Below are 11,463 nucleotides of genomic sequence, written 5' to 3' on the forward strand. Positions count from 1 at the left end.
TTTTGATCTATATTACCTGTTTATCTTGCACTTTTTTCTCCCTCGCGCCATCTAAACCTATGCCACGCAATATGTGATTGATTTTTCAGCAAGCCCTAATTACCCGGCGGTTGAAACCGCGTCTACACAAACAAAACCCGCCTCCGCGGGTTGAAGATTCTACACAATGATTTCTCATCTCCGAATACCATCTTCGTCCGCGGAGGCGGACATCGTTTGTGTAGCCGCGGTTTCAACCGCCGGGGCCCTCACCACCGCCGAAGACCCTCTTCCCTCTTCGTCCGCGGAGGCGGACATCGTTTGTGTAGCCGCGGTTTCAACCGCCGGGGCCTTCTTCACCCACCGCCGGGGCCGGGCCCTCAACCGCCACAGAATCCCTAGACAAACCCAATCGAATCTTATTTTCCTTCAACGTCTCATAAAACTCCCTCACCACTTCCTCCGGCGCATCACTATCCGTCCCGCCCGCACCCGCTTGATAAATTTCATTCTCTAAATTCTCTTCAATTTGAGGCCGACTTTCGCACCAATCCTTGATTCTTTCAGCGATCGCATTCACATTATCCATCGCACCAATATCAATCGCTGCTAATTCTGCCACAAATTGCGGTTCCGATATTTTCAATAACTTACTAAAAGCCGCCACAATTTCTTCAGGTTTCGCATCATCGGGAAGTGACATGACTAATCTCCTTAAATCTGTTTTTTCAGTTGACAGCGGTAAAGTTTCGGTTTCGCCAATTAGCGTAAATGCAGCCCAAGCTATCGGACTCGGAAATCTAGCTTTTGTGGTTAGCATAGCACACCGCAAGGCCGCTGCTCGATTGTCGCCCCGTGCTAAATTTTGGTAGAATTCCGTCATTAGCAACTTGGCTGAAATCACTCCCATATTCCACAGGGAAACGATGATGCTGGGGACTCCGGCGAGGATGAAGCAGCGCGACAATCCGATGACTCCATCTCCAGTGATTTTACCGCGGCCGGTGCTGCACGCGCTCAATACTACGAGTTCGGAATCGAGTTTTAATTGCAGGATATCCACAGCATGAATTGCGCCGTCGTCATCTCCTGATGGTGCTAAAATTATCGCGCCGGGAATGCCGGAACTTTGGAAATCGTCGAGGAGTCCGTGGGCGGATAAATGGACGATGCGCGTGTTTAGCATCCTGTCTAAAATGGCGACTTTTGTGGCATTGTCTCCGCTAATTGCTTGGGTTCCTAAAGTTGCAGCGATGGCTTCGGCGGCTTCTTTTGCCCTGGGGATTTGGCGGAGTTTGTAGGGGTTTTCGTTGAATTTGGTGGCGATAGTTGGATCACCGACAATTAGGGCGGCTTGTCTCAATCCTCGGACTCGGTTGTGATGTTCGCGGGTGATTTCTAATACTTGGATGGATGGGCTGGTGAGGATGGTGTGATGTTCGATTAGGTAGCGGTTGTTGCTATCTTGCAAGGCGGCGAAGGGAACTAAAAATAAGTCATAGTGGGGGATGAAGATGATGGGGGAATTGGCATCGGTGGGGAGTAAGTCGATGATTGGTTCGATCAGGATTTGATGGAGGAGTTGCAGTAGGGGAAAGCGGCCTGTTTCGTCTCGTTTGTACTGGGATTCTAGTTTAATTTTGTTGCCTGCGTCGTCGGTTTCTTCGGTGCCTATGGAGACGCGGGTTTTGAGGATGATTTGTTTGAGGGTTTGGTTTTGTTGGTTGAGGGGTTCGAGATTGGCGGCGCGATGGGTGATGTTGCCGTTTGGTTGGATTACCCAGATGTAGATGTACATGATGTCTTCTGGAGGAAAAATCGAATATTCAACTATTGTGGAGTTTCTGTCGCGGGCGATTTGTTGGATTTTGGGGATGGATAATTTATTTGTTTGGTTAGTGGCTGGGACATCATTTTTTAATAGGGTTTGTTGCAATAGTTCGACGAAGGTACGGGTGCGGGACATTTCTGATATTTCTAAGGCTTCATCGAATTTAGTTTGGGCGACTAGGACTTTTTGCAGCAGGTGATAGGCAGATACTTGGGTTTCAAATATTGAGGTTTTATGGTCGTTATTTACTAACTCATAACGCAGAGTTTCTCGAATTATGATCGAGGTGCGAAGTGCTGTTTCAGCTTCTGCAAGTTGGTTGGTTACTAGCAAAGTAAGTCCCAAGTTGTTGAGTACAATTGATTCTGACTCGGTATTTCCAATTTCCTGTGAAATCATTAAAGATTGTTCGTGAAATTCGATCGCCTTGTCGTATTGCTCTAGGGAATTGTAAACAGTACCCAAACTACCGAGGGATGCAGCTTCTCCACCGCGATCGCGTATTTCCCGTGAAATCACTAAAGATTGTTCGTGAAATTCGATCGCCTTGTCGTATTGCTCTAGGGAATTGTAAACAGTACCCAAACTACCGAGGGATGCAGCTTCTTTTTGGCGATTTCCAATTTTCCGTGAAATCACTAAAGACTGTTCGTAAAATTTGATCGCCCTGTGGTATTGCCCTAGGGCTCTGTAAGTATCGCCCAAACCATTGAGGGAGCCTGGTTCTCCTTTGCGATTTCCAATTTTCCGTGAAATCACTAAAGACTGTTCGTAAAATTCGATCGCCCTGTGGTATTGCGCTACGTAATCGTAAACTAAGCCCAGATTGTTCAGGGAAATAGCTTCTCCTTGACGATCGCGTATTTCCCGTGAAATCACTAAAGACTGTTCGTGAAATTCGATCGCCTTGTCGTATTGCCCTAGGAAATTGTAAGCTAAGCCCAAACCGTTGAGGGATGCAGAAACTGCATCGCGATCGCGTATTTCCCGTGAAATCACTAAAGACTGTTCGTGAAATTCGATCGCCTTGTCGCATTGCCCTAGGGAATAGTAAACAGTACCCAAATTGCCGAGGCAAGAAGCTTCTCCTTTGCGATATCCGATTTCCCGATAGATAGCTAATGCCTGTTCCCAAGACTGCAAAGCTTCTCGAAATTGACTGAGTTTATGCTGCTGATGTCCTTGTTTAAACAGTCTGTATCCTGCTGAAAAGTCGCCATCCACCTTACGCAGTCGCCGTATAATATTTCTCAACCGATTAAGCATAGTTTAATTTACCTTGTTCTCTCAGATTATTCGCCTCTTCTAGCATGGCCGCCACCAAGCCATCATCCAGCAATTCCGGGTGAGTTTTCAATACCTCCGCTTCTTCGCCACTGGGACTATTTAGCAGTTGATTTATCAGGTTGAGATAGGCTTGTTGGCGTTCTGAGTTCATGGCGATTTGGGATTTGGCATAGTTCGCTATATTAATTATCGGTGAAACTCATCTGTTTGGGGCGGGCAATGGCAAGTTTTTTTCGCTGGGATTTGTGGGGTGGCGAGAAACCGGGTTTTTTCCAGAATTTTTGATTACAGTCGGTGATTTGGACAAAAACCCGGTTTCTGAGATTTTGGGTGTGGCGAAAAACCGGGTTTTTTCCGAGAATATTGATACACCGCCTAAAAACTGCGAAAAACCCGGTTTCTTTGGTTTATGTCGTAGTCCTGGATGTGTGGGGTGGCGAGAAACCGGGTTTTTCCGAGAATCCTTTGTTACAGTCGGAGATATTGCCAAAAACCCGGTTTCTGAGATTTTGGGTTTTGGTCGATTCCCTACGGGATAGCTACGCTTCACGCACTTTTTCAACAATCTTTTATAATGGTATCCAATCCAACTTATCAATCCATTCTTCAGCCTCAGAAGTCTCCCAAACCATCACAATTTCTTCTGCCCATCTGCCTAAACTCGCACTTGGACGCACCCAAAAAAGTCCCCAAATTTGTCCTCCCGTCGCCCAATATTCTGTCAAATGTCCGGGAATACTTTTGCGGTTATCCGTTACCAATAGCCTTTGTGATGACTCCAAATAGCTGATGATTTCTGGATCGAGGGTTCCTAATGTTGGTGCATTTGCGTCCCCCACCCGCAAAATATCTATCTCCGGCTGGAGGTGCAAAACAGCACTTTTGAGCTTAGGCGGCAAATTTTCATCGAGTAAAAAACGAATTTTCACTTTAGTAGAATTAACTCCTGTTCTCGTTGTGCTTTGATTGCTCTCAAACGTTTTACTACATCAGAAGGTTCCTTAGCCAACCATTCCTGATAGCGTTCTTCCCGCCACTTCGCCAGCCGCAACATATAAGCATCCATCTGTCTGCGATTTTGCAGATAATAGGTTAGCGTCGCGTAAATCTTCTCTAAATTCAGAGTGGGTAATTCCACCAGAATTTGGTCGGGAGAATATCCATCCAAGTAATATTTAATCACGTCATCGATGCCGATCCGATGTCCTTTGATGCGGATGTCATCGGGGTCGAGAAACTCAAAATAGTCTTCTAGTTGCATCGGTTTATCTCCGAATACTTATGTTGATAGCATTTTATCATAAAATTGGGATGTGCGGGGTGGCGAGAAACCGGGTTTTTTCGAGAATAGTTGATTACAGTCGGTGATTTGGGCAAAAACCCGGTTTCTGAGATTTTAGTTTAATCCTATTCCATCCCTTGCAAAACCCCAGTCAAAATTTCCACAATGCGATCGATATGTTCCTTCTCAATAATCAACGGCGGCGACAAAGCAATTATATCACCAGTCGTGCGAATCAACAACCCATTTTCAAAGCACTTTGTAAAACAATCAAAAGCCCGTTTCCCCGGCTTCCCAGCAATAGATTCCAACTCAATCCCCGCCACAAGTCCCAAATTGCGGACATCAATCACATGGCGAACTCCTTTGAAAGAATGCACTGCATCTTCCCAATAACCAGCAATCTTATCAGCCCGTTCAAATAACCGTTCTTCCTCATAAATATCCAGCGTCGCCAAAGCAGCCGCACAAGCCACCGGATGCCCCGAATAAGTATAACCGTGAAAAAGCTCGATCGCATTTTCAGCAGCATTCATAAAAGCATCATAAATGCCTTCCCGCACAAACACCGCCCCCATCGGCACAGTACCGTTAGTTATCCCCTTCGCCGTCGCCACAATATCGGGAACCACCCCAAAATATTCAGTAGCAAAACTCGCACCCAAACGCCCGAATCCAGTAATTACCTCATCAAAAATCAGCAGAATTCCGTACTTGTCGCAAATCGCTCTAAGCCTTTCCAAATAACCCTTCGGCGGAATCAAAACCCCTGTAGAACCAGCCACCGGTTCCACAATTACCGCCGCAATATTCGACGCATCGTGCAAAGCCACAATCCCTTCTAATTCATCCGCCAAATGCGCTCCCCATTCCGGTTGTTTGCGGCTAAAAGCATTGTGTTCTAAATTGTGAGTGTGAGGTAAATGATCGACTCCCGTGAGCAAACTGCCGAAAAACTTGCGATTTGGGCCAATACCGCCGACAGAAATTCCCCCAAAACCAACACCGTGATAACCGCGTGCCCTACCAATCAATCTTTGGCGAGTTCCCTCACCTCTAACTCGATGATACGCGATCGCAATTTTTAACGCAGTCTCCACCGATTCCGAACCAGAATTAGTAAAGAAAACGCGATCAAAATTGCCTGGAATCAGCTTTACCAAACGTTCCGCTAATTCAAAAGCAGCCGGATGTCCCATCTGAAAAGGTGGCGCATAATCTAAGTTTAAAACTTGTTGTTTAACTGCTTCAGCAATTGTCTCGCGGGCGTGGCCAGCATTCACGCACCACAGCCCCGCAGTACCATCGAGAATTGAGCGGTTATCATCGCTGGTAAAGTGCATATCTTTTGCCGAAACTAACATTCGCGGATTCGCTTTAAACTGTCGGTTGGCAGTGAATGGCATCCAGTAAGCGTCCATATTTGTCATGTTTTTTATCCTTTTTTATTGATGTTTCTGTTTCCCAAATATAACTCAATACGGTTCAGATCAAACGGCGGTTGAAACCGCATCTATACAAACAAAACCCGCCTTCGCGGGTTAAAGATGAAACGGCGGTTGAAATTACCTTATTTTCTTCAGTCCGCGGAGGCGGACTTCCTTTGTGTAGACGCGGTTTCAACCGCCGTCTCATCTTAATTCACGATCGCACCAACCGACTCATGCTGCAACAAACCAGTCAGCATCTTCACGGGCCTTTCGCCGTAGGGCCACGCAAAAGCATGACGGAAAGCAGCATCTTGACACGCTTGTAACTGCCGAAAATCAATGATATCCAAAGTCAACAAATTCTCGTACTCAAAAGGCAGCCGCACGTTGTGCAATCCCGCATTGTCGGTGCAAATGGCAATATCGACACCAGCTTCAAAACATCGATCGAACACAACCTTCAATTCCCGCATATCCTGCAAGGTTCCCGTTTTCAGATAGGTAGTCGGGCAAACTTCCAAGCATTGACCCCTACGCGCCACCTCTGGCAGCAGTTCGGGATATTTTAACGGAATTTGAATCCCGTGACCGATCCGCATCAGATAAGGCAAAAGTTCGGGATAGCAGCCAGAGCTTGTTTCGTAGAGATGTCCGGTGGTTTTAATGCCGATCGACCTTGCGTACTGGTACAATCCCACAAACTCATCCAGGCGATCGCCAATAGCAGCATCACCGCCCGCAAGATCGATCGCACAAACATATTCTCCCATTTGTGCAGCCAAATCTACGATCGCCCGATTCACCTCATAGGGTAAGCGCGAGTGCATACACAAAATTTGGCTAGTAACAATCGGACAATCACTAATTTGACTTGCCTTACCCACAACTTGGACAATTTCTGCCATCAAATCAATGCGTTTTGACTGATCCAAATGCTCAGGAGTCCGCAGATAAGGCGTATAGCGCAACTCCAAATAAGCCAGATTTTCAAACACGTAAGCGCCCCGCATCAACCGATAGATGAAATAAGGCAAAGTCTCAACAGTTTGCACGCTTTCCACCAGCGTGTGCAGTTCCAAATACTCGTCGAGAGTATTGCGCGGGCGAGTGTAAAACTCCTCAAATGCGGAATATTGTTGAAAGCGATCGACCATTTCGGCATTATGGCGATCGAAATACCGCCACAAAATTCGAGGAACCACAGAACCACCTAGATGTCGGTGCAACTCAGCGTGTAAAGTCATGCGATTTTAGATTTTAGATTTTAGATTTTAGATTGAAAGAATTGAAGGATTGAAGGAATTGAAGGATTGAAGGAATTGAAGGAATTTAAGGAATTTAAGGAATTTAAGGAATTTAAGAATTTGTAATTTAGTCCTAGACACATCAGTGGCCAGAAACCTGGTTTTCCCAAATACTAGCCAACAACCTCCAGCAGGTAAACTGTTCCCCATTTAAGCTACCCATTGGATTCCCATAAAAACTCATCAAATTCTCTCCCATTCTCCAATTCTCCCCCTCTCCCATTCTCCCCCTCTCCCCCTCTCCCCCTCTCCCCGGATCGTCCTGGTAGTCTTTTCTTGAGACCAATACAGCCTCACTTCTCTAAATTGTAACAAAAATTAATTTGACATCCGGGACGCATTCGTACATAATCGGAGTTTGTGTCAACCTGAACTGAACGCGAGAAACCCTTGGCTAACGTAGTTGTGATCGGCGCCCAGTGGGGCGATGAAGGAAAAGGCAAAATTACCGATTTGCTCAGCAAATCCGCAGATATCGTTGTCCGCTACCAAGGGGGCGTCAACGCCGGTCACACGGTAGTAGTCAACGGTCAAACTTTCAAGCTGCACTTAATTCCGTCCGGGATTCTCTACCCTGAGACAGAGTGTATCATCGGCTGCGGCACGGTAATCGACCCTAAAGTTTTAATAGCAGAATTAGATCAGTTAGAAAAACTGAATATTTCGACTGCCTCGCTGATGATTTCACAGACTGCTCACGTCACGATGCCCTATCACCGATTAATTGATGTAGCATCGGAAGAGCAGCGCGGAAATTATAAAATCGGCACGACGGGACGCGGTATCGGCCCGACTTACGCCGACAAATCCGAACGCACTGGCATTCGGATGCTCGATTTAATGGACTTGGAAGGTTTGCAAGAACAACTGGAATGGACGATCGAGCATAAAAACGTCATTCTGGAAAAACTCTACAATTTGCCGCCTCTAAATCCGCAAGAGGTAATTGATGAATATCGAGTTTATGCCGATCGTTTGCGGCCGCACGTAGTAGACAGTTCCCTAAAGATTTATGAGGGACTTCACAAGCGGAAAAATATTCTATTTGAAGGCGCCCAAGGCACTTTATTAGACTTAGATCACGGCACTTATCCTTACGTTACTTCCAGCAATCCCATCGCTGGCGGCGCTTGTGTAGGAACCGGAGTTGGCCCCACAGCGATCGATCGAGTAATTGGCGTAGCAAAAGCCTATACAACCCGCGTCGGAGAAGGCCCATTCCCTACCGAAATGGTCGATGGAATTGGTGCAGTTTTGGGCGAGAGAGGTGCAGAATTCGGCACCACAACCGGCCGCAAACGGCGCTGCGGCTGGTTCGACGCCGTAATCGGCCGCTACGCAGTCCGCATCAACGGCCTTGATTGTCTCGCTGTTACCAAACTAGATGTTTTGGATGAATTAGAAGAAATCAAGGTTTGCGTTGCTTACGAAATTGACGGGGAACGCTGCATTGATTTCCCGAAAAGTTCGCGGATATTTGCTCGCTGTAAACCGATTTACGAAACCCTTCCCGGTTGGAAACAGTCCACGGAAGAGTGCCGCAATTTGGAAGATTTGCCATCGCAAGCCTTGGATTATCTAAAGTTTTTGGCAGATTTGATGGAAGTGCCGATCGCCATTGTATCTCTCGGAGCCAGTCGCGACCAAACTATTATTGTCGAAGACCCGATTCACGGGCCGAAGCGGGGATTATTGTCGGTTGATGGCACGGCTGTAGTAGCACAATCATAAAACTCATGCAACAGTAGCTGTAGAGTGCGTCGCCATCAAAAATCCCAAAAAAGAGCCACAATCTCGCAGCGACGCACCGCTGCATACAGTCTTTCAGGAAACAACCCTCCGTTCCACGCTAGCCCAACACTCATGATTGTTGCAAGACGAGGCGAGAATTGGTATTATTTACAGGGAGTCAAGTAAATGACTGACGAGGATGAACAGATAGCACGGCTAGAAGTTCACAGGGACATGATTGGATGGCTTATAATGGAGTTGAGCAAAGAAGGAATAGAAGCCAAAAGAACAACCGGAAACAATCCCAAAGGTGATATTTTGATAGTCAACCAGCAAGATGTTCCGCGAATTAAACAGCTACTCCGTAATTTGCAGGTAGAATTCAATAGTTAATTTATCAAAAAAATATAAACAATAATGAATGAACCGCATATTGAAATTAAAGCCTGGAAAACCAAGAAAATAGATTCAACCAAAGCTAAGGAAATATGTCAAAAAGGAACTGTGATTGGAGTTATTACCACAGGAGGAATTACTAAACCTGCTAAAACTGTATTCGATCGAGCAGATATAGCTTGGGTAGAAAATTTTCCAGAAAGTAAGTTATTGAATCAGGAAGGTCAAGAGGAAAGCTAATGTTAGATCTTATTTTTTATACCTTCAAAACTGATCGACCGCCGCACTATATCGAAATGTCTGAAGACGTTTACGAGTGGTTGGCAAAATCAGAATTTTCCAAAATTGGCAAATCTGTTCCCAGAAATATTTTGATAGATGAAGAAGAGGAGAAACTACCTTTAGTTGAGTTAGATCGAGATATTCGCCAGAAGCTCAGAAGTTTTTTCCGCGATGCAATTATCTGCGAAAGCGATACCGTCCTCACCAAGCTGGGAGATTCTCCTCTCAAAGAAGAGTATCAATCAGCAACCTACCGTTTGAGGAAATTGCTAGACTTGCTAAAATGTGTTGAAAACGAAGATTATCAATATCTTCAACGAGTCCTTTAATTAAGTTAGTTCGATCGCCCTATCATAATAACGAGTTTTCAGATGTTTAGTGGGAGGAGCAATCCCAATGTTTGACATCAGTTTTTATTCAGCCAATGGTGAACCGTCTGATAGTGTAAGAATCACAGCAAATACTTACGAATGGTTGGCAAAGTCTGATTTTTCCAAAATAGGTGGCGCATCAATCGATACCGAAATTCACTTAGATGAAGAAAATGTAATTCTGCCTCTAGTTGAATTAAATCAGGAGATTCGCCAGTAGTTCAAGAAAATTTTCAGCGAAGCAATCATCAGTGAAAGCGATTTAGTTCTGACTAAGCTTGGTGATTCCCCTTCAAAAGAAGAGTATCAATCAGGAACGTACCGTTTGAGAAAAATGCTCGAATTGCTGAAGTGTGTGGAAAACGAAAATTATCAATACCTTCAGCGAATTTAATTGAACGCGATCGCACTACCACAATTCTGGTAAAATGTGAAAACAATCAACAGAAAGTCATAAAATGGAAATCGCAGTAGAATGTCAAAAGCGGGCAGAAGGCAGCAAACCTAACGCCCTCCGCCGCTCCGGATTGATTCCCGCCGTCCTTTACGGACACAAAGGCTCTGAATCCATTTCCATTACCGTCAAAGCTAAAACAGTTGAAACCCTGCTCAAAAAACACGCAGTCAACAACACCCTAATTGATCTCAGCATTCCCGAACTCTCTTGGAGCGGAAAAACATTGCTCAGAGAAGTTCAAGTCCATCCTTGGAAAGGTTTTCCTTACCACCTGAGCTTTTTCTCCGTAGCAACTCAAGACAGCCTGGAAGTTGAAGTATCTCTGCATTTTGTCGGCGAATCTGTCGGCGTCAAGTTAGAAGGTGGTATGTTGGAAACTGTGCTGACGCAAATCGCAGTTAAGTGCAAACCTGATAGCATTCCTGATGCAATTGAAGTAGATATTTCTAATTTGAAGGTAGGGGATGCGCTGCACATTCACGAATTAGTTTTACCTGCGGGAGCAGAAGCTCTCGGCGACCCAACTCAGGTGGTTGTTACCGTGTTGGGAACTAAAGCCAGCCCTGAAGAAGAAGCAGAAGAAGCAGCAGCCGCAGCTTGATCGGTAATTGATAAGATTTGCTAACTAATAGTTGACATCGAGGCGATCGCTTTCTCCAAAAAGGGCGATCGTTTTTTGCAAAAAAGCAGTTATAGTTTTTGGGCGATCGCACTTTGCTATATCCAATACGGTTCACTTAACACTATTTATGTGCCGGAGATCCCCCTCGCATCCCCCTTAAGAAGGGGAGTAGGGGTTGACTTTGAGAGCATTCTTGTCCCACCCCCTACTCCCCTTTTTTAAGGGGGGTTAGGGGGGATCAGTCTTAAGTGAACCGTATTGTGCTATAATCAGCCTTGAATCTGCTGTCGCACCCATTGACGAAAATCTATCTCTGCGGCAACTTCATCAATGAAAGCAGCTTCTAGAAACTGGTATAAATCAGTTTTTTCAATAATCGGAAAAGTCGGAGATCGATCGGTACGCCTCTAATCATCGATTTAGCGGACAAGAGTGGAAAACCCATACATATAACCATCATTGCGGTGAACAGTTTTGCAGTATTTGTGACG

13 protein-coding genes are annotated in these 11,463 nt (G+C 45.5%); 7 read left to right on the plus strand and 6 right to left on the minus strand.

The genetic code is table 11. The features are described 5' to 3' along the window. Nucleotides 1-316: 316 nt before the first annotated feature. Together JGK36_RS31285 and JGK36_RS31290 are read right to left on the minus strand one after the other, a co-directional pair. Nucleotides 317-3,076, minus strand: a complete 2,760-nt coding sequence (locus tag JGK36_RS31285; protein ID WP_293186903.1) for a CHAT domain-containing tetratricopeptide repeat protein — start codon at nt 3,074-3,076, stop codon at nt 317-319. After that, entirely contained in the window at nt 3,069-3,248 is a 180-nt protein-coding gene (locus tag JGK36_RS31290; RefSeq protein WP_293186904.1) for a hypothetical protein, read from the minus strand. Before JGK36_RS31290 ends, JGK36_RS31285 begins: the two co-directional genes overlap by 8 nt. Before the next feature lie 94 nt (nt 3,249-3,342). Between JGK36_RS31290 and JGK36_RS31295 the strand changes: the two genes are divergently transcribed. After that, nucleotides 3,343-3,636, plus strand: a complete 294-nt coding sequence (locus JGK36_RS31295) for a hypothetical protein (protein WP_293186905.1) — start codon at nt 3,343-3,345, stop codon at nt 3,634-3,636. Between the two features lie 30 nt (nt 3,637-3,666). On the opposite strand, the gene JGK36_RS31300 is transcribed toward JGK36_RS31295, so the two are convergent. The 4 genes from JGK36_RS31300 to JGK36_RS31315 all read right to left on the minus strand — a co-directional run bounded on the left by JGK36_RS31300 (nt 3,667) and on the right by JGK36_RS31315 (nt 7,053). Then, nucleotides 3,667-4,026: a DUF5615 family PIN-like protein gene (locus tag JGK36_RS31300; protein ID WP_293186906.1), complete on the minus strand. Its 360-nt coding sequence runs from the start codon at nt 4,024-4,026 to the stop codon at nt 3,667-3,669. Further along, the gene (locus JGK36_RS31305) at nt 4,023-4,358 is read right to left on the minus strand and encodes a DUF433 domain-containing protein (protein WP_293186907.1); all 336 of its coding nucleotides are present in this window, start codon (nt 4,356-4,358) and stop codon (nt 4,023-4,025) included. The genes JGK36_RS31300 and JGK36_RS31305 overlap by 4 nt, the downstream gene beginning before the upstream one ends. A 146-nt stretch (nt 4,359-4,504) precedes the next feature. Next, complete coding sequence (locus JGK36_RS31310; protein WP_293199070.1) at nt 4,505-5,809, minus strand: aspartate aminotransferase family protein; 1,305 nt, start codon at nt 5,807-5,809, stop codon at nt 4,505-4,507. 206 nt (nt 5,810-6,015) lie between these two features. Further along, nucleotides 6,016-7,053, minus strand: a complete 1,038-nt coding sequence (locus tag JGK36_RS31315) for an adenosine deaminase (RefSeq protein WP_293192595.1) — start codon at nt 7,051-7,053, stop codon at nt 6,016-6,018. Between the two features lie 450 nt (nt 7,054-7,503). On the opposite strand from JGK36_RS31315, the gene JGK36_RS31320 reads away from it, so the two are divergent. From JGK36_RS31320 to JGK36_RS31345, 6 genes are all read left to right on the plus strand, one after another. After that, nucleotides 7,504-8,844 carry an adenylosuccinate synthase gene (locus JGK36_RS31320; protein WP_293186910.1) on the plus strand — a complete coding sequence of 447 codons (1,341 nt, stop codon included), beginning with the start codon at nt 7,504-7,506 and terminating at the stop codon, nt 8,842-8,844. A gap of 186 nt (nt 8,845-9,030) precedes the next feature. Then, nucleotides 9,031-9,237 carry a hypothetical protein gene (locus tag JGK36_RS31325; RefSeq protein WP_293186911.1) on the plus strand — a complete coding sequence of 69 codons (207 nt, stop codon included), beginning with the start codon at nt 9,031-9,033 and terminating at the stop codon, nt 9,235-9,237. A gap of 24 nt (nt 9,238-9,261) precedes the next feature. Next, on the plus strand, nt 9,262-9,480 hold the full coding sequence (locus JGK36_RS31330) for a hypothetical protein (protein ID WP_293192599.1): 219 nt from the start codon (nt 9,262-9,264) through the stop codon (nt 9,478-9,480). 56 nt (nt 9,481-9,536) lie between these two features. Continuing rightward, complete coding sequence (locus JGK36_RS31335; protein WP_293186913.1) at nt 9,537-9,851, plus strand: hypothetical protein; 315 nt, start codon at nt 9,537-9,539, stop codon at nt 9,849-9,851. A gap of 67 nt (nt 9,852-9,918) precedes the next feature. Then, a complete protein-coding gene (locus JGK36_RS31340; protein WP_293186914.1) occupies nt 9,919-10,113 on the plus strand; it encodes a hypothetical protein in 195 nt (64 codons plus the stop codon). A gap of 238 nt (nt 10,114-10,351) precedes the next feature. Beyond that, on the plus strand, nt 10,352-10,951 hold the full coding sequence (locus JGK36_RS31345) for a 50S ribosomal protein L25/general stress protein Ctc (RefSeq protein WP_293199073.1): 600 nt from the start codon (nt 10,352-10,354) through the stop codon (nt 10,949-10,951). The last annotated feature ends 512 nt before the right edge of the window (nt 10,952-11,463 follow it).

The sequence above is a fragment of the Microcoleus sp. PH2017_35_SFW_U_B genome (assembly GCF_020737865.1).
In the GTDB taxonomy this organism is placed as follows: domain Bacteria; phylum Cyanobacteriota; class Cyanobacteriia; order Cyanobacteriales; family Microcoleaceae; genus Microcoleus.